General features: G+C 71.3%; 18 protein-coding genes. 11 read left to right on the forward strand and 7 right to left on the reverse strand.

From position 1 onward, the window contains the following. The first annotated feature begins 69 nt into the window (after positions 1-69). Positions 70-648, forward strand: a complete 579-nt coding sequence (msuE, locus tag ABZT49_RS30845; protein ID WP_355291968.1) for an FMN reductase — start codon at positions 70-72, stop codon at positions 646-648. On the opposite strand, the gene ABZT49_RS30850 is transcribed toward msuE, so the two are convergent. Beyond that, complete coding sequence (locus ABZT49_RS30850; RefSeq protein WP_355291970.1) at positions 645-1,670, reverse strand: gamma carbonic anhydrase family protein; 1,026 nt, start codon at positions 1,668-1,670, stop codon at positions 645-647. The genes msuE and ABZT49_RS30850 overlap by 4 nt on opposite strands. A gap of 148 nt (positions 1,671-1,818) precedes the next feature. Here ABZT49_RS30850 and ABZT49_RS30855 point away from each other — a divergent pair, with 148 nt between their 5' ends. From ABZT49_RS30855 to ABZT49_RS30865, 3 genes are all read left to right on the forward strand, one after another. Further along, positions 1,819-2,274 carry a molybdenum cofactor biosynthesis protein MoaE gene (locus ABZT49_RS30855; RefSeq protein WP_355291972.1) on the forward strand — a complete coding sequence of 152 codons (456 nt, stop codon included), beginning with the start codon at positions 1,819-1,821 and terminating at the stop codon, positions 2,272-2,274. Between the two features lie 124 nt (positions 2,275-2,398). Continuing rightward, positions 2,399-2,773, forward strand: coding sequence for a hypothetical protein (locus ABZT49_RS30860; protein ID WP_355291974.1), 375 nt, complete (start codon positions 2,399-2,401; stop codon positions 2,771-2,773). A gap of 88 nt (positions 2,774-2,861) precedes the next feature. Beyond that, positions 2,862-4,016 carry an AI-2E family transporter gene (locus ABZT49_RS30865; protein ID WP_355291976.1) on the forward strand — a complete coding sequence of 385 codons (1,155 nt, stop codon included), beginning with the start codon at positions 2,862-2,864 and terminating at the stop codon, positions 4,014-4,016. Positions 4,017-4,151: 135 nt separating this feature from the next. Here the strand turns inward: ABZT49_RS30865 and gshB are convergent, their stop codons facing one another. The 3 genes from gshB to ABZT49_RS30880 form a co-directional block, all read right to left on the reverse strand. Continuing rightward, positions 4,152-5,108: a glutathione synthase gene (gshB, locus tag ABZT49_RS30870; RefSeq protein WP_355291978.1), complete on the reverse strand. Its 957-nt coding sequence runs from the start codon at positions 5,106-5,108 to the stop codon at positions 4,152-4,154. Positions 5,109-5,296: 188 nt separating this feature from the next. After that, positions 5,297-5,800, reverse strand: a complete 504-nt coding sequence (locus ABZT49_RS30875; protein WP_355291980.1) for a ferritin-like domain-containing protein — start codon at positions 5,798-5,800, stop codon at positions 5,297-5,299. A 152-nt stretch (positions 5,801-5,952) separates the two neighbouring features. Further along, positions 5,953-6,510, reverse strand: a complete 558-nt coding sequence (locus ABZT49_RS30880) for a YcgN family cysteine cluster protein (RefSeq protein ID WP_355291981.1) — start codon at positions 6,508-6,510, stop codon at positions 5,953-5,955. 311 nt (positions 6,511-6,821) lie between these two features. Between ABZT49_RS30880 and ABZT49_RS30885 the strand changes: the two genes are divergently transcribed. Then, positions 6,822-8,978 (forward strand): PBP1A family penicillin-binding protein, encoded by a 2,157-nt coding sequence (locus tag ABZT49_RS30885; protein ID WP_355291997.1) that lies wholly within the window; start codon positions 6,822-6,824, stop codon positions 8,976-8,978. Positions 8,979-8,987: 9 nt separating this feature from the next. Here ABZT49_RS30885 and ABZT49_RS30890 read toward each other — a convergent pair whose 3' ends face one another. After that, positions 8,988-9,848 (reverse strand): hypothetical protein, encoded by an 861-nt coding sequence (locus tag ABZT49_RS30890; protein WP_355291983.1) that lies wholly within the window; start codon positions 9,846-9,848, stop codon positions 8,988-8,990. 251 nt (positions 9,849-10,099) lie between these two features. Between ABZT49_RS30890 and ABZT49_RS30895 the strand changes: the two genes are divergently transcribed. The 4 genes from ABZT49_RS30895 to ABZT49_RS30910 all read left to right on the forward strand — a co-directional run bounded on the left by ABZT49_RS30895 (position 10,100) and on the right by ABZT49_RS30910 (position 13,662). Further along, positions 10,100-11,086 carry a glycosyltransferase family 2 protein gene (locus ABZT49_RS30895; RefSeq protein WP_355291985.1) on the forward strand — a complete coding sequence of 329 codons (987 nt, stop codon included), beginning with the start codon at positions 10,100-10,102 and terminating at the stop codon, positions 11,084-11,086. A gap of 113 nt (positions 11,087-11,199) precedes the next feature. Continuing rightward, positions 11,200-12,201, forward strand: coding sequence for a glycosyltransferase family 2 protein (locus ABZT49_RS30900; protein ID WP_355291987.1), 1,002 nt, complete (start codon positions 11,200-11,202; stop codon positions 12,199-12,201). A gap of 136 nt (positions 12,202-12,337) precedes the next feature. Continuing rightward, entirely contained in the window at positions 12,338-13,084 is a 747-nt protein-coding gene (locus tag ABZT49_RS30905; protein WP_355291989.1) for a DUF1214 domain-containing protein, read from the forward strand. Continuing rightward, positions 13,081-13,662 carry a hypothetical protein gene (locus ABZT49_RS30910; protein ID WP_355291991.1) on the forward strand — a complete coding sequence of 194 codons (582 nt, stop codon included), beginning with the start codon at positions 13,081-13,083 and terminating at the stop codon, positions 13,660-13,662. The genes ABZT49_RS30905 and ABZT49_RS30910 overlap by 4 nt, the downstream gene beginning before the upstream one ends. Before the next feature lie 158 nt (positions 13,663-13,820). On the opposite strand, the gene ABZT49_RS30915 is transcribed toward ABZT49_RS30910, so the two are convergent. Together ABZT49_RS30915 and ABZT49_RS30920 are read right to left on the reverse strand one after the other, a co-directional pair. After that, the gene (locus ABZT49_RS30915; protein ID WP_355291993.1) at positions 13,821-14,624 is read right to left on the reverse strand and encodes a hypothetical protein; all 804 of its coding nucleotides are present in this window, start codon (positions 14,622-14,624) and stop codon (positions 13,821-13,823) included. A 16-nt stretch (positions 14,625-14,640) separates the two neighbouring features. After that, positions 14,641-14,853, reverse strand: coding sequence for a hypothetical protein (locus ABZT49_RS30920; RefSeq protein WP_355291994.1), 213 nt, complete (start codon positions 14,851-14,853; stop codon positions 14,641-14,643). A 301-nt stretch (positions 14,854-15,154) separates the two neighbouring features. Between ABZT49_RS30920 and ABZT49_RS30925 the strand changes: the two genes are divergently transcribed. Continuing rightward, positions 15,155-16,267, forward strand: coding sequence for a DUF2336 domain-containing protein (locus ABZT49_RS30925; RefSeq protein ID WP_355291996.1), 1,113 nt, complete (start codon positions 15,155-15,157; stop codon positions 16,265-16,267). Positions 16,268-16,394: 127 nt separating this feature from the next. Next, positions 16,395-17,083, forward strand: a 689-nt coding sequence (locus ABZT49_RS34330) for a biotin/lipoyl-containing protein (protein WP_407943603.1), incomplete at its 3' end; no start/stop codon positions are given.

Genomic DNA, 17,083 nt, shown 5'->3' on the forward strand with positions numbered 1-17,083 from the left:
GGGACCGTCGCCAAGGCCGCGAGACCGTTCCAGCATCCCCGTCGCCGTGAAAGCCAACCGGAGCCCGCCGTGAGACCAGCCCGCATCGTCGCCTTCTCGGGCAACGTCCGCCGCCCCTCCCGGACCCGCGCGCTGGTGGAGGCCGTGGCGGCCGAGCTCGGCCGCCGCCGCCCGATCGACCTGAAGGTCTTCGATCTCGCCGAGGTCGGCACCGGGCTCGGCGCCACCACCCGGCAGGCCCTGCCCCTGCCGATCGCCCACATGATCGAGGCGATCGAGGGCGCCGACGCCCTGATCGTCGGCTCGCCGGTGCATAACGGCTCCTATTCGGGCCTGTTCAAGCACGTGATCGACTTCCTGGAGCCGGCGGCTCTGGCCGGCAAGCCGGTGGCGCTCACCGCGACCGGCGGCGGCCCACGCCACGCCCTGATGGTCGAGCACCAGCTGCGCCCGCTCTTCGGCTTCTTCACCGCCCACGTCGCGCCGACCGCGGTCTATGCCGGCGAGGCGGAGATCGAGAACGGGGTCGTCACCGACGAGCGCGTCGCCGAGCGGGTCGCCGCGGCGGCGTCCGAGCTCGCCCATCTCCTCGACGTGGCGGAGGCCGCCCGGCGCGCTGGGGCCGGACGGGCGGTGGCGGGGCTCTAACCTTCGCCGCGCATGGCCTGGAGCTTGCGATACGCCCGCCCATAAGCCGCGTAGCTCGCGACGGTGCGGGCCATCATGGCGCGGCGGTTCGCGTCGAGGCGCGACAGGGGCCGGGCCGGGCGCCCGCCCCAGAGCCAGCCCGTTTCCAACACCTGGCCCGGATCGGTGGCGCTGCCGGCGGCGAGCAGCACGTCCCCCTCCACCACCGTGCCGGGAGCCAGCCGCGCCCCCATGCCGATCAGGCAGCCCGGCCCGATGCGCCCGTCGCCGGCGGTGACGTTGTGGCCGAGCGTGGTGTCGCGCTCGATCACCAGGCCGCCGGCCTGGGTGTGGATCGCGCAATTGTCCTGAACGTTCACGTTGGCGCCGATCACGATCGGGCTCAGCGGCGCCTCGAGCAAGCAGGAGAAGAACACGCTCGCCCCCGGTGCGAGGGCGACCCGGCCGCGCAGCCGGGCGGTGCGGGCGACGAACACCGCCGGATCGGGCGCGAAGTCGTCGCCCGGCGCGGCGGCCGGCTCGCTGGCGGCGGCCTCGCGCAGGCGCTCGGCCCGCTCGGCGAGCTCGCCCGGCACGAGGGGGCGCAGGGGCCGGGCCGGGCTGCCGGCGCAGACGAAGCCCGCCGGCAGGGTGGTGCGCGGAAACACCGTGCTGCCGGCCTCCAGCAGCACCCCGTCCTCGATCAGGGACCCGTCGAGGACGATGCAGGCATCCTCGATCACGCAATCGTCGCCCAATGTGCAGGCATGGACCACCGCGTCGCGGCCGACCGTGACCCGGTCGCCGACGATGCACGGATACATCTCGGCCGCGATGTGCAGGGTCGAGCGGGCGCCGAGCCAGAACCGGTCGCCGACGATCACGTCATGCCCGTCGGCGCGGATCACCGATTCGTCGCCGAGCCAGGCTTGCGCCCCGAGGCTCGCCCGCCCGATCACCGCGCTGCCGCGGCCGCACCAGACTGGCCGGGCCGCGAAGGTGGGTGTCGTGTCGTCGAAGGGGAGGAGGAGGTCAGGGGTCACGGGGGCATCCTCCGTCCGGCCGGCCGGCCGAGCGGCCGGTTCGTCTCAACGACCCACATCTACGCCGTTCCGCGCCCGCCGCCAGCCCCGGGTCCCGTCGCGGCCGGTTCATGCTAGATCACGGTCCTGCCCACTGCCCGGACCCGCCATGACCCCGCGCCTCTCGATCCAGCCCGAGCCCTTCGACGTCGCGGCGGAGATCGCCGCCCTCACGGCGGAGCTCGGCGGGCGGGCGGGTGCCATCGTGAGCTTCACCGGCCTGTGCCGCGACGAGGACGGGCGGCTCGCCGCCCTCGAGCTCGAGCATTATCCCGGCATGGCCGAGGCCGAGATCGGCCGCGTGCTCGCCGAGGCCGCGTCGCGCTGGCCGCTGCAAGGCGCCGTCGCGATCCACCGCCACGGCCTGATCCGCCCGGGCGAGGGGATCGTGCTGGTGCTCGCGGCCTCCGCCCACCGCACGGCCGCCTTCGAGGCCGCGAGCTTCCTGATGGACTACCTCAAGACCCGCGCGCCGTTCTGGAAGCGCGAGCACCGCGCCGACGGCACCTTGGGCGGCTGGGTCGAGGCGACGGAGCACGACGCGGCGGCGGCGGCGCGGTGGTGAGGGTGTGAAACGGGGATTACCGAGAATTCGAGCGATCGGATCGACGAATCGCTGACCGGCCTGATGCAGGATCACGGTCATGATCCACGATCACAGACATTCCGACCCCAGAGAGCCCGACTCCTTGGCGTTCGACCCGCTGAGCGCGCGCGGCCTCGCGGTGGCCTGCGCCCTCGTCGGACTCGTCACGCTCCTCCTCTCCGAGCGCCCGACGCCCGGGGGGGTGCTCCTCGCCTGGGCCGGTCTCGCCGGCTGGGCCCTGCTGCGCGTCTTCGGCCGGCGCCGCGCGCCGCAGCCCCTGCGCCGGACGATCCGCCCGCGGCCCGAGCCGATCATCGAGGTCGTCGAGGTGAAGGACTGGACGCCCCGGCGCGAGGCCCCGGTGCTGGCCCTGCCGAAGCCTTTCACGGCCGTCTCGCCACCGGGGGCGGAGGCCTGGAAGACCTCGGCGCATCCCGCCGTGCTCGCCGGCGTGCGGCGGCGGCGCAACGAGGGGTGAGCCGGATTTTCCGGTCGCCGAACGGCCGTGCGCGGCTATCTGTCCTGCACGGCGGCCGCGAGCGCCGCCGGCGGAGAGATCATCGGACATGGCCGTTTTCCCAGCTCAGGATCCCGTTCACCAGGAGGTCCCCCGCTCCGCGGCATGGGCGAGCACCCGCTCCCTCGTGCTCGCCGGCATCGGGGTGGTGTCGTTCACGGCGGTCCTGCTGCTGGCCTGGCACTCGGCCGACACGCTGCTCCTGATCTTCGCCGGCATCCTGTGCGCGGTCTTCCTCGACGGGCTCACCCATTACCTCGGCCGCGTCGTCCCCCTCGGGCACGGGGCGCGGCTCGCGATCGTGAGCGTGCTGCTGGCGCTGCTCGTGCTCGGCATGGTCGGGCTCGGCGGCGCCACCGTGGCGGGGCAGGCGAAGCGCCTGGGGGAGACGCTGCAGCAGCAATCCGGCACCGTGAAATCCTGGCTCGACGCCCGCGGGATCGACACCCGCTTCCTCGATTTCGGCAAGCTGAAGGAAGCCGCGGCGCAGCGCGATCCGACTCCGGCGGAGGACGCGCGGCAGAAGGGCCCGAGCGGCCTGCCGAGCCCCGGCACCCTCCTGTCGGGCGCGAGCAGCGTGCTCGGCCAGGCCTCGACGGTGGCGCTGGCGGTGTTCGGCGCCATCGGCAACGTGTTCATCGTCGTGGTGCTCGGCCTGTTCGTGGCGGCCGATCCGCGGACCTACCGCGACGGACTGCTGCGCTTCGTGCCCTCGCGCCAGCGCACCCACGCGGCCTCCGTCGCCGACGACATCGGCATTACCCTGCGCCACTGGCTGTTCGGCCAGCTCGTCGTCATGGCGGCGATCTTCGTCTGCGTCTGGCTCGGCTTGAGCCTCGTCGGCATCGACGGGGCCCTGATCCTCGGGCTCCAGGCCGGCCTGCTCTGCTTCATCCCGACCATCGGGGCGCTGGTCGCCGGCATCATCATCGTGCTGGCCTCCCTCGCCTCGGGGCTGCAGGGGGTGATCGCCGGGATGTGCGTCTACCTCCTGGTGCAGACCCTGGAGAGCTACGTGCTGACGCCCTTCGTGCAGAAGCGGGCGCTCGACATCCCGCCCGCGACCCTGTTCGCCGGCCAGATCCTGCTCGGCGTGCTGTTCGGGCTCTGGGGCGTCGCCCTGGCGCTGCCCCTGATGGCGGTCTGCAAGGTGCTGCTCGACCGGCTCTACATCGAGGACACGCTGGGGGAGGATGCGGGCTAAGCATCATTCCGCCGGCCGTAGACGGCCGGTGCCGAGTGGTCACCGGTTCGGCGATCAGAATGATGCAAGAACGAAAACCCGAGCAGAGTTGCGTTGCGCAATTCTGCTCGGGGCGCCCTCCCCCGCCGGGTTGGATCAGGCGCTCTGCGGCTTCGTCACCTTGGCCTCGATCGCGTCCCAGACCGCGACCGCGAGGTCGGGGCCGCCGAGGCGCTTGATCGCCCGGATGCCGGTCGGCGAGGTGACGTTGATCTCGGTCAGGTTGCCGTCGATCACGTCGATGCCGACGAGGATCAGGCCGCGGCGGCGCAGTTCCGGGCCGATCGCCGCGCAGATCTCCCGCTCGCGCGGGGTCAGCGCCGTCGCGCCGCCGGTGCCGCCCCGCACCATGTTGGAGCGGATGTCGTTGGCCGCCGGCACCCGGTTGACGGCGCCGAGCGGCTCGCCGTCGACCAGGATGATGCGCTTGTCGCCCTCGGTGATCCGCGGCAGGAAGCGCTGCACCACCCAGGGCTCGCGGAAGGTGACCGAGAACAGGTCGAACATCGAGCCGAAATTCGGGTCGTCGGGCAGCACCCGCAGCACCGCCGCGCCGCCATGCCCGTGCAGCGGCTTCATCACCACGGCGCCGTGCTCGGCCCGGAACTCCTCGATCTCGCGCTTGTCGCGGGTGATGAGGGTCGGGGGCATCAGCTCCGGATAGGCGGTGACGAACAGCTTCTCGGGGGCGTTGCGCACCTCGAACGGGTTGTTCACCACCAGCGTATGCGGGTGGATCCGCTCCAGCATGTGGGTCGCCGTGATGTAGGCGAGGTCGAAGGGCGGGTCCTGGCGCATCAGCACCACGTCGACGCTCGCCAGATCGACGCGCTCCTGGGCGCCGAGATGCGCGTGGTCGCCCTCGACGTCCTGCACCCGAAGGGGCTCGACCCGGGCGGTGACGCGCCCGTCGCGCATCGAGAGCCGGTCGGGGGTGTAGTGCAGGAGCGTGTGGCCGCGGGCCTGCGCCTCCAGCAGCAGCGAGAAGGTGGTGTCGCCGGCGATGCGGATCGCCTGGATCGGGTCCATCTGGACCGCGACGGTGAGGGCCATGTCGGGTTGATCTCCGGTCGCCCGGGTTATCGGGCGGCCCGCGCCCGATGGCAACGGTCGTGAAAGCAAGGAGGGCCCCGCGCGAGAATCGCGACGGGGCCCCAAGTCAGGGAGGAAACGCCCATGAGCGTCCAATAGGGGCTAGCAAGCCCCGTGCCAGCCAGAAGGGACGGGGGTGGGCGCGCGGCTCAGGCGGCCTTACGGTTGACCCGGCTCTCGGCCAGCGAGGTCAGTTTCTTGTCGGTCGCCTTCTCCTCCTCGAGGGTCTGCTGCAGCGGGCCGACCACATCCTTGCGGCCGAGCTGCTGGGCGTAGGCGATGATCGTGCCGTAGCGGGTGATCTCGTAATGCTCGACGGCCTGAGCGGCGGCCAGCATGGCGGCGTCGCGGACCTCGGCATCGTCGGTGTCGCCGATGATCTCCTCGGCCTCGGCGATGATCCCGTCCATCGCCGCGCAGCGCACGCCCTTGGGTTGCTGGCCGAGCGTCTGGAACACCTGTTCGAGCCGCTGGATCTGCCCTTCGGTCTCGCGCAGATGCGTCTCGAACCCCGCCTTCAGCTGCGGGTCGCCCGCCTTGGCGATCATCTTCGGCAGCGCCTTCGTGATCTGCTGCTCGGCGTAGTAGATGTCCTGGAGCATGTGCTGGAACAGGTCGTCCATGCTCTTGATCGGTTTCGAGAACAGGCCCATGGCGTTCTCCTCGAGACATGCGCCTTCAGTCTCGCCCGGTGCGGCGATGCTGGTGCGAGGCGCGAGACATCCTGGAACGGCGCGGGCGCCGCTCGGCATGGCCGGGGAACGTCGTCCGGCTGGGGCGGTTCCTCGAATACGCCGAGCGGGTATCACGCCCCGGCCCGCGGCTCCTCGCTCCCGACATCCTCATCTTCGGGATCCTCACTCTGGGGATCCTGGCTCGGCCAGTCGACGATGCGGTCCAGCAGCTCCTCGGTTTCGAACTCCTCCTCGGTGCCGCTGACCCGGCCGCTGACCGAGATGCCGGCCTCGTGCACGGTGCGCCGGGTGCCGGAAACCAGGGGGTGCCACCAGGGCAGGTCGCGCCCGTCCCGCACCAGGCGGTAGCCGCAGGTCGGCGGTAGCCACGGCAGGGTGCGCACCGCCTCCGGCGTCAGCCGCACGCAATCGGGCACCCTGCGCTGGCGCCGGGCGTAGTCGCGGCAGCGGCAGGTGCCGGCATCGAGCAGCGTGCAGCCGACATCGGTGTAGAGGATCTCGCCCGAATCCTCGTCCTCAAGCTTGAGCAGGCAGCAGCGGCCGCAGCCGTCGCACAGGCTCTCCCACTCCTGCGGCGACATCGCCTCCAGGCTCTTCTCGCGCCAGAACGGGGTCGCGGCCTTCAGCGAGGCGGGCGGGCGCGGGGGCTTGCTGCGGGCTTCGGCCACGGTGGTTCAAGGCTCTCGAGGCGCCGGCTAAGACGGCGCGGGTGGGGATGTCGGAGACGGGAGGCCTCTCCTCTGCCGCGCCCGGGCGCGGCGGGCAAGCAGGGCCGGGCCGGCTTACGCAATCCTGCGACGTCGTGTCGGCGAAGAAGCGCCCCATATAGGCCTTGGAAGGCTGCGAAGGGCTGACCGTCTCGCGCTAGGATGCGAGGCTTGCTAGACCGTTGAATTGCGCCATCCCGAGGACCGTTGCCGTGCCCGAGAACCAGCCCACCGACCGGCTGACCAAGCTCCGGACCCGCCTGTCCCACGGGATGCTCGGTTTCGACGCCTGGCTGAATGACGCCCTCTACAACGGCGGCCGCTCGTTCGGCGAGGCCTACGGCCGCTACGCCGAGAAGATCCAGCGCCGCTTCCGGGTGCGGGGCGTCAAGCGCCTGGCGCTCGACCTCGCGAGCGAGGGCGTGACGCTCGGCCTCGTCGGCGGTGTGGTGATGCTGACGCTCGCCCAGTCGGCCTTCAACCAGACCAGCGAGAACTGGCTCAAGGCCCCGGACCTCGCCGTGACCTTCCTCGACCGCTACGGCACCGAGGTCGGGCGGCGCGGCATCAAGCACGACGATTCGCTGCGCATCGACGAGTTTCCCGACATCCTGGTCAAGGCGCTGATCTCGACCGAGGACCGGCGCTTCTACGAGCATTGGGGCATCGACCCGATCGGGACCCTGCGCGCCGTGACGGTGAACGCGCGCGGCGGCGGCCACGTCCAGGGCGGTTCCTCGCTGACCCAGCAGCTCGCCAAGAACCTCTTCCTGTCGAACGAGCGCTCGCTCGAGCGCAAGATCAACGAGGCGTTCCTGGCGCTCTGGCTCGAATGCCACCTGACCAAGAACGAGATCCTGAAGCTCTACCTCGACCGCGCCTATATGGGCGGCGGCACCTTCGGGGCGGCCGCGGCAGCGGATTATTATTTCGGCAAGAACCTCAAGGATATCACCCTGCCGGAGGCCGCCATGCTGGCCGGCCTGTTCAAGGCGCCGACGAAGTACGCGCCCCACGTCAACCTGCCGAAGGCCCGCGCCCGCGCCGCGGACGTGCTGCACAACATGGTCGAGGCGGGCTACCTCACGGAAGGCCAGATCCAGTCGGCCCTGCGCAACCCGGCGACCCCGGTGACCCGCTCGCGCGACATCAGCGCCGATTACTACCTCGACTGGGCCTTCAACGAAATCAAGAAGCTCGCCGACGAGGGCAAGCTGAAGAAGGAGCGGGTGCTGGTCGTGAAGACCCCGCTCGATCTCGCGATCCAGAAGCGGGCCGACCAGGCGGTGGAGAACGTGCTGCGCCAGTTCGGCGACGCCTTCGACGTCGAGCAGGCGGCCCTCGTGACCATGGACCCCGACGGCGCCGTGCGGGCGATGGTCGGCGGGGCCGATTACGGCCAGAGCCAGTTCAACCGCGCCACCGACGCGCTGCGCCAGCCCGGCTCGTCGTTCAAGCCCTACGTCTACGCCGCGGCTTTGGCCACCGGGCAGTGGCGGCCGGAGAGCAAGGTCGTCGACCGACCGGTCTGCATCGGCAACTGGTGCCCGGCGAATTACGGCCGCTCGTTTGCCGGCACCGTGCCGCTCTGGGTCGCGGTGGCCAAATCGATCAACACCATCCCGGTGCAGTTCTCGATCGCGATGGGCAAGCAGCTCGGAGAGACACACGACGCCCGCGCGGCCAAGCTCGGCCGGGCCAAGATCATCGAGCTTGCCCACAAGATGGGCATCACCTCGAACCTGGTCGATTCGGTCTCGCTGCCGATCGGCTCGGCCGAGGTGACGGTGCTCGACCAGGCCGCCGGCTACTCGGTCTTCGCCAATGGCGGCCGCCGGGCCAAGCCCTACGCGGCGACCGAGATCCGCACCGGCGCCGGCGAGGTGATCTACCGCCACGACACCAGCGAGACGCCGCCCGAGCAGCTGCTCTCGACCCGGGTCGTCGCCGACATGAACTACATGCTCAACAAGGTCGTCGACGAGGGCACCGGCCGCAAGGCGGCGGTGGAGGGCGTGCGCACCGCCGGCAAGTCGGGCACCACCAACGCCTACCGCGATGCGTGGTTCGTCGGCTATACCGGCAACCTCGTGACCGCGGTCTGGTACGGCAACGACGACCATTCCTCGACCAAGAACCTGACCGGCGGCTCGCTGCCGGCGATCACCTTCCACGAGGTGATGGCGCCGGCCCACCAGGGCATCGAGATCAAGCCGATGCCGGGCTTCGAGTCGGACAAGGCCGCCGCCCGCAGCGCGCAAGGCCCCGCCCCGACCACCCCGCCCCCCGGCGCGCCAGCCGGCGCCCTGTCGCGGCGCTCCTTCGAGGTGCTGGGCGGCCTCGGGACCCTGTTCCGCTCGGTCGAGAGCCCAACCCCGGGACGGGCGGCGTTCAACACGGTGGGCGAGGCCCGGCCGATCCCGCGGTGACCGGCGCCGTCACCGCCGCCTGAGGTCCTGCAGGCCGACCGGATGCCACTGCCCCTTCATCCGGGCATGGACTTCGAGGAGTTCGTGGAGCGGCACCGCCGGCTGCTGCGGCAGGCGGTAGAAGCGGTAGCGCGCGTCGCCCAGCGGCAGCAGGTCGTGGGCCGGGTAGAGAGCGGGATCGAACATGCCGTAGACCGGCAGGACGATGGTCCTGGCCTCGGACAGCCAGGCGGCGAGCCAGGCGAAGGTGCTGACCGACAGGATCACGTTCGCCGCCGAGCGGATGATCGAGAAATCTTCCAGGATCCCGCGATGCGGCACGATCTCGGCGCGGGGAAACCGGTCCTTCAGCGCGCGCATGTAGAGCGTATCGTCGGTCTGGCCGGTGAAGACCGGGCGCCACCCCATCTCCTCGATCACGTCGGCGTAGAAATCGACCGGCACGATCGTATAGCCCGGATGGCGCGCATCGAGGATCTCGCCGCCCCGCACCGGGCAGACCACCGCGTCGCCGTCGAAGACCGGGACCGTGATGTCCGGACGCTGGAAGAGCGGGCGGGCCTGCGTCACCGGGGGAAAATATTCGAGCCGCTGGCCGTATCCGCGCCAGTCGAACCGGTCGAAGATCCGGTTGCCGGCCAGATACGACACCCGGCCCAGGTCGACGTGCTGCTCCTCATCGAGCACGCAGACGGCATCGGACGCCGCCGCATCGATGACCGGATGCGTGATGTTCCAGTACGGCAGCATGAAGTTCGACAACCGCAGGTGCGGCACGAGAGCCTTCAACCGCACGGCCACCATGTATTGCATCATCAGGTTGGCGTAATGCGTGGGTATGTCTTTATGAAAAACGGGACCCGCACTCATCCAGGCTCGACCTCTCGTGCTCCCTCGCGCGATCCCGGGCCGCCGGTGCGGCATCCCGGCTCCACGGCCCGCCTCGATGGCCCAGTGTACCGGACAATACGAACCCCGATCTGGCGATCGTCTTTCACGCGGGACGCGATGACATGGCTTGCGCAGTGCGGGAATGCGGTCTCTGGGGGACATCTTCCATCGGCGAACGGAACCTGATACCACCCGGTGCCGCGCACGCGACGCACGGTTGAGGACGGTATATGAGAATTGTCGCCGCAACAAGAGTCCTCGACGAAGCTGATATCATCGAAGCCTTCGTCAGGCATACGGCGTCTTTCGTCTCGCACCATGTCTTCATGGATAACGGCAGCAACGACGGCACGGTCGAGATCCTGCGCAAGCTTGCCGAGGAAGGCCTCGGCATCACCGTCTTCCAGAACAGATCCGTTCATTACAACGAGATCTCGTTCAATACCTTCCTGTATGAGCAGGCGGTCAAGGCCCATGGGGCGGACTGGGTCCTGTTCGTCGATGCCGACGAGTTCCTCGACGACCGGAAGATCCCCGCGGGGCTGCACGCCTATCTCGGCAGTCTCCGACGCTTCCTGCGGGACCCGCATTGCGTCAAGGTCCCGATGGTCAATTACGAGTATACGCGGCAAGACGATTACAACGAGATCGTCGTGCCGCGGCGCACCACGCACCGCAACGCGCCGACGCAGAACTACAAGGTGATCGCCAGCGGGCGGATCCGCGGCAAGACTGTCGCCATCGCGAACGGCTCGCACGACGTGCTGGTCGACGGTGCGGTGACCTCCTCCTGCGTGGTCGAGAACGATCTCTGGCTGGCGCACTTCTCCGAGCGCTACGCGCTGCAGACCGCGGCGAAGTTCCTCAAAGGCTGGTCGAAGGTGCTGGCCGCCGGCTCGGAGGTCATCAATTCCGGGTCCAGCTACCATTACAAGGCGCCGTACTACGTCATCAAGGACCGCCCCGAGGATCTGCTGCGCAATGAATGGTTCATGACGCGCAAGAACGAGAGCCCCGATCTCGTTCACGATCCGATGCGGTACAAGGGCGGCGACCTGCGCTACACCCGGCCTATCGACCGGGAGATGCAGACCGTCCGCACCCTGATGGGGTATCTCCACGATCTCGCCGTCCAGCACGGCCGGTTGCTCGACCACGACCCGGCCGCCAGGGCGCTGGTCGCCGAATGGTCCTCGACGCACGAGAAGATCATATGAGCTGCGGCCGCGCTCTCGGATCTGGATCGACGCCTCTTTGAGATTTGCTTGGATCACCGCGGGCCGTCGCCATCGACGGCGGGCGGGCCTCCTTCCTTTCTGGTGCAGTGGCTTTGGAACCAACGAAACAGCGCGAGCATGACCGGTGGCTGGATCGCCTCCTCGAGACGCGCCTGGCGCGCCGGATCCAGGATACCCCCCTCTACCGCACGCTGTCCGCCGCGGGCGACGGCCGCGCGACGGCCTGGCCGCGATCGGTGCGCGACTGCCTCGCGACGATCCTCAAACCGGGCAAGCGGCCGCCGGACCTCTCGACCGTCGCGGCGATCGCCAAGAACGAGGGCCGCTACATCACGGAGTGGATCGCCCACAACCTCGCCGTCGGGTTCGACCGCATCCTGGTCTTCTCGAACGACAGCACCGACGACACCGACCGGATCGTCGCGAGGATCGCGCGGCGGGAGCCCCGGGTGTCGCTGGTGCCGTGGCCCTCCGTGCCGAATTCCTCGCCGCAGATCACCGCCTACAGGCACGCCCTCGGACTCGTGCGCACGCCCTGGATCATCTTCCTCGACATCGACGAGTTCCTGCTGCCCTTCGCCGACGGCAGCGTCCAGGCCTTCCTCGGCCGCGTCCCGGACGACATCGCGAGCGTCCACGTCAACTGGCGCAATTTCGGGTCCGGCGGCCGCACCTCGCCGGATTACGCGTTCGTGACCAAGACCTTCGTCCGGGGCGCCGAGTTGAACTGGAGCGGCCACAGCCACTTCAAGACCTTCGCCAGGACGCACCTCGCGGTCGATCCGCACATTCACGACATCGCCACCTCGGAAGGCCGCAAGGTCCTGTCGGATCTCGAGGAGTTCGAGATGTACGTCCGCGGCTACGGCAACCGGATCGTCCACGACACGATCCAGATCAATCATTACCAGTGCAAGACCTACGAGGAATTCGCCCAGCGGATGAAGCGCGGCGATGCCAATTTCGCCGGCAGCGGCCCGCGCGACCACTCGCGGGAGCGGTTCGCCATCCTCGACCGGAACGAGGTTGAGGATCTCAAGATCCGCATGTTTGAAGCCGCCTTCGATGCGCAGTACGCGCGCCTGACGCGGTGACGGCCGCCGCGGGATCCAGATCCGGGGGCCTCGCTCGCGCCCGAGTCAGAGCAGCAAACATGTCAGCGCGAAAAAAACCGATCGGGCGAAAATCCCGTTCGGGCTCCGCCCGACCTGGGCTAGATACGGGCCCACGATGCTGATCGAGAAAGTCGCCCTTCCGGCCTCCGGGCGCGCCGCGTCCCCATGGCCCCGATCCCTGCCGCGGCGGCTGCGGCGGGCGGCGCGCCTGCGCGGGGTCGGGACCGTCGGGTTGGTAGTCTACGCCCTGGCGCTCGGCGCCGTCCTGGGCCTCGCCAGCGCCAACTGGGCGACGCGGGGGCGCTACCCGTTCGGGGGCGTCACCCTGAACGCCTGGACTGCCTGGCCGAAGATCGGCTCGCGCGAGGCCGACCCCTATGTGCGGGCGATCCATGCCCGGACCGGCGAGGTGCCGCTGGCCCTCGGGGAGGGCCTGCTCCTCACCGCGCTCACCGACGATGCCGGGCGCAGGCTCGATCCCTCCTGCCGCTACCGCATCGCCGGCGCCACGCCGCCGGCCCGGGCCTGGACCCTGGCGGTGGAGCGGCGCGGGCACGCCAAGGAAGCGGCCAAAGCGGCCGCCAAGGACGCGGGCGGGCACGCGGCCGACCACCCGGCGCAAGGAGGTGCCGTGCCGCCGGCGCGCACCGGCTTCACCTCCACGGAGGTCCTGCGCGACCGCGACGGCCGCTTCGCCGTGGTCCTGAGCCCGGCCGTGCAGCCCGGCAACTGGCTGCCGATGCCCGCGGGCGACGGCTCGATCCGGCTGGTGCTGCGCCTCTACGACACGCCGGTGGCGGCGAGCACCGGCGTGCTCGAACGCGAGGGCGTGCCCTCGATCACCCGGGAGGATTGCCCGTGACGCCGCTCGGCCGCTTCGTCCTCGCCACCCTGTGCGGCCTCGTCCTGGCCGGGCTCGTGCACGTCGCGACGGTGCTGGCGATTCCCTACCTCGCCGACGGCGACGCCCTGGCGCGCTCGCGCGCGACGCTCGCCAACGACACCTCGGTTCTGATCCACGCGGCCGAGGTCGGGGGACCGGCCGAGCCGGCGGAGGGCTGGCTGCCGCCGCAGGACCCCGCGGTGGCGGTGGGCGTCTGCGCCTACGACCTCGACGACGGCCCGGTGCGGATCACCGCCGAGACCGGCCCGCTCGTCGAGACGATCGCGCTCCACGGGCGCAGCGGCGCCTACTACGCCATCACCGATCAGGCGGCTTTGCGCGGCACGGTCGAGCTCGTCATCATGACGAGGCGCCAGTTCGACGAGGCGCTCGCCACCGCCGACGAGGACGAGCGCAACCGCGACGTGCGCATCGTCGCGCCGAGCCGGCAGGGCTTCGTCAGCGTGCGGGTGCTCGCCGCCCTGCCGAGCCAGCAGGCCCAGGCCAACGAGGCCGCCCGCTCGGTCTCCTGCACCATCGACGGGCCGGACGAGTAGGGCGATCGCTTCACGATCGCGGCGATCGGGAGGGATCTCTTTATCCCTTGTGCCTTGGCATCGACACGTCGATGCCAAGGCGTCCGGCGCATCAGCGCCGACGCCCGTTCGGGCTTAGCCAGCGCCTTCGAACGGGTCCGTTCGAAGGCGCGGCGGTATCATCCCTTGCGCACCAGCACCACCTCGCCCGGCTCCGCGGGCACGAGGCCGCAGCGCGCCTCGGCATCCGCCGGCAGCAGCGGGTCGAGCAGGGTCCGGCGCGAATCCAGGAAGGCGAGGGCCCGCTCGGACGCCACCGCCTCGTCCTCGGGGGCGGCGATCAGCAGGTGTTCGAGGGCGTAGCGGTAGGAGGCGGAGCGCGCCGCCGTCTCGCGCCGCACCCAGGCGATGAGGCAGCGGTTCTCGGCCACCCGCATCGCGGCGCTGCGCACGTCGCGGTCGTCGAGGGTGGTGATGAAGGGCAGGCTCTGCAGCCGCGTCAGGTCCGCCCGCACCACCCGCGACGCCGTCTCGGCGAAGGCCGGGATGAGGCGGCCATCCGCCACCAAGTCGTCGGAGAGGCGCCGGTAGCGCGAGACCACCGAGCGGAACGGCCCGGCGGTGATCGCCTCGAGATAGGCTGCCGGATCGGCGGGGCGCCAGCCCACCGGCAGCACCCGGGCACGGGTGAGGTTGTTGAGGGCGGCGTCGAAGACGCTGCGCTCCCGGGCCGGCATCAGGAAGCGCCAGGCGCGGTCGCGCAACGCCTGCTCGTCCTCCGTGAAGGGAAACAGCGAGGCCGGCTCGCCGCGCTCGTGCGCCGCGACAATGCCGGCGGCGTCGATCAGGCTGTTCCAGGCGGTGGGCGCCGGGCGGCCGAAATCGCCCTGCTGGACGCACGCCGCCACCAACGGCGCGGCGAGAAGGGCGAGCGGCAGGGCGAGGCGCGGCGTCGGACGGCGCGGCAGGGAGCGGCGCGGCATGGGGGAACGCGGGGCCTCAGCGCCGGCAGCGCCGCTCGGGCGCGGGCAGGCCGGGCTCGGCGGGATCGGGCAGCCTCTCATAGCGCACTCCCGTGAACAGCAGAATCGTGCCGCGGACCGCGTCCGCCGGATGGGAATCGGCCGAACCGCCGGCGACCGCGCCCGAATGCGCCGCGGGGCGCGGGAACAGGATGATGTCCGCCGAGGGACGCCGCTGTGGGCCGACCATGTGTGCTCTCCCGCCTCCGCCTAAGTCCCTCCGGCACGTCCCCCCGGGACCGCCGCCCATCGCGACCTCACGAGAGGGACGAAACCACGCGCATGGTTAATGGATTGTTTCCGCCGCTCCCCCGTATCACCGTGTCCGGAGGCCTGGCCGGCCCGTGGCGTAAACCATCGGTGACCGGACCGGCGCCCGATCCCCGCTGTCCCCAGGCCGGGAACCGGCTGCTCCCCGCAGCCTTAAGCGTCGCTTTACGCAAGCCCCGGCATTCTCCGGGTCGTCTTCAGTCCTGCGTACCCGATCGCCCATGGCCCGCTCCGCCGCCGACGCTCCGCCGGACCTCTCCGGCCTCCTCGACCTCGCGCGAGACCGGCGTCTCGACATGAAACCCGTCCTGCTGCGGGTGCAGACGGACCTTTTTCGCGCCGCGCCCGTGCGGGACGTCGCGACGATCCGGGCCTTCGAGTCGCTCGCCTGCGGGCTGATCCCGACGGTCGATTCCGCCACCGCCGAGATCGTCGCCCAGAAGCTGGCGCCTCTCGCCGACACGCCCCAGAGCGTGCTGACGCTGCTCGCCGCCCATGGCGGCGGCGCCCGCGACGCGGTTCTGTCCCTGAGCCCGGTCCTGTCGACGGCGCTGCTCGACGCCGCCGGCAACGGGCCGGAGCTCGACGCGGTCATCGCCCTGCGGCACGATCTCGGCCGGGCCCTCGTCGACGACCTGAGCCAGCGCGACGAGCCGGATGTCGACCTGGCGCTCGCCCGCAACGCGACCGCGCCGCTCTCCGGCGCCGCCCTGGAGCGGCTGGTGGAGCGGGCGCGCCGACGGCCGGAGCTGGCCGCTTTGCTGCTCGCCCGCAGCGACCTGCCGGCGGTCGACCTCGCGCCGCTCTACCTGCAGGCGGACCGTGAGCGCCGGGCGGCGATCCGCGACGGCGTCGCTGCCCGCGCCGCCCTGCGGCCGCAGGGGCGGGCCGGCATGCGCGCGGCCGGCGCCGCGCTCACCGCCTTCGCAGCCCGCGGCGAGCCGGAGCGGTTCGAGGCGGCGCTCGGTGAGGCCCTGGGCATGCCGGGCGTGAGCTTCCGCACCACCGAGCCGGAGCGGCGCGACCTCCTGGCGCTGGCCCTGCGCGCGGCCGACCTCGCCGAGGAGGAGGCGGTGTTCATCTTCCTGCGCCTCGATCCCTCCATCGCCCGCTCGGTCGAGGCGGTGTTCGGCCTGACCGAGCTGTTTCGCGCCATGGACGCCGCGACCGCCCGCGACCTCGTCGCCTCGATACTCGGCAGCGACGGGGCCCTGCACAGCGCCACACCCGAGCAGCACCGCCCGGCCCACGGCCCGGCCTCCCCGCGCCTGCGCCCGGCCGCCGCCCCCTCCTTGCGCCCGGCCCTGCCGGAACGGACCCGCAAGGCGCGGTAGATCTCAGGCCGAGCACGACGGTTCCCCCCGGTCGCGAAATGGTCCAGAGCATCTTCCGACGAAGCGGATGCCGGTTCGTCGAAGAAAATGCGGCAAAATCAATGGCCTAGAGCAGGATCCGATTGCAATGCGATCGGATCCTGCTCTAAGCGTGGCGCTCCGGACGCTGCGCCGCCCGCGACGGGAGGGCGCGCGACGGGACAACGAGAACCGTCTCGGGGAGAGCGTCGTGAGTGCCAGCCTGCCGGTCGCCCTGCCCGATATCGGCGACTTCAAGGACGTTCCGGTGGTCGAGATCCTGGTCAAGCCCGGGGACCGGATCGCCATCGACGACCTCCTGATCAGCATCGAATCCGACAAGGCCACCATGGAGGTCCCCTCGCCGGTGGCGGGGGTGGTGGCGGAGATCCTGGTGGCGCCGGGCACGCGGGTGTCGCAGGGCATGCCGATCCTGATGGTCGACACCTCCGGCGAGGCCGCCGCGCCCGCCGCGGCCCCGTCCGCCCCCGAGCCTAAACCGGCGCCGAGCCCGGCGCCTGCGGCGGGGGGGGGGGGCCCGGGGGGGGGGGGGGGGCCGGGCCGCGCCCCCCCCCGCGCGGGGGGGGGGGGGGGGCGGCGGGCGGGGGGGGGGGGGGGCGGGGGCGGGGGGCCCGGGGGGGGGGGGCGCGGGGGGGGGGGGCGCGGGGCCGGCGGGCGGGGGGGGGGGGGGGGGGGGGCGCGGGGGGGGGGGGGGGGGGGGGGGGGGGGGGGGGGGGGCGGGGGGGGGGGGGGGGGGGCGGGGGGGGGGGGGGGGGGGGGGGGGGGGGAGAGGAGGGG

The sequence above is a fragment of the Methylobacterium sp. EM32 genome (assembly GCF_040593685.1).
Taxonomy (GTDB): Bacteria; Pseudomonadota; Alphaproteobacteria; order Rhizobiales; family Beijerinckiaceae; genus Methylobacterium.

Excerpts from the sequence above, each read along its gene's own strand:
- ABZT49_RS30885 (WP_355291997.1), top strand. The coding sequence starts at position 6,822 with ATGCTCGGTTTCGACGCCTGGCTGAATGACGCCCTCTACAACGGCGGC.
- ABZT49_RS30905 (WP_355291989.1), top strand. The coding sequence starts at position 12,338 with ATGCTGATCGAGAAAGTCGCCCTTCCGGCCTCCGGGCGCGCCGCGTCC.
- ABZT49_RS30875 (WP_355291980.1), bottom strand. The coding sequence starts at position 5,800 with ATGGGCCTGTTCTCGAAACCGATCAAGAGCATGGACGACCTGTTCCAG.
- ABZT49_RS30895 (WP_355291985.1), top strand. The coding sequence starts at position 10,100 with ATGAGAATTGTCGCCGCAACAAGAGTCCTCGACGAAGCTGATATCATC.
- ABZT49_RS30890 (WP_355291983.1), bottom strand. The coding sequence starts at position 9,848 with ATGAGTGCGGGTCCCGTTTTTCATAAAGACATACCCACGCATTACGCC.
- ABZT49_RS30925 (WP_355291996.1), top strand. The coding sequence starts at position 15,155 with ATGGCCCGCTCCGCCGCCGACGCTCCGCCGGACCTCTCCGGCCTCCTC.
- ABZT49_RS30865 (WP_355291976.1), top strand. The coding sequence starts at position 2,862 with ATGGCCGTTTTCCCAGCTCAGGATCCCGTTCACCAGGAGGTCCCCCGC.
- ABZT49_RS30915 (WP_355291993.1), bottom strand. The coding sequence starts at position 14,624 with ATGCCGCGCCGCTCCCTGCCGCGCCGTCCGACGCCGCGCCTCGCCCTG.
- ABZT49_RS30920 (WP_355291994.1), bottom strand. The coding sequence starts at position 14,853 with ATGGTCGGCCCACAGCGGCGTCCCTCGGCGGACATCATCCTGTTCCCG.
- gshB (WP_355291978.1), bottom strand. The coding sequence starts at position 5,108 with ATGGCCCTCACCGTCGCGGTCCAGATGGACCCGATCCAGGCGATCCGC.
- ABZT49_RS30855 (WP_355291972.1), top strand. The coding sequence starts at position 1,819 with ATGACCCCGCGCCTCTCGATCCAGCCCGAGCCCTTCGACGTCGCGGCG.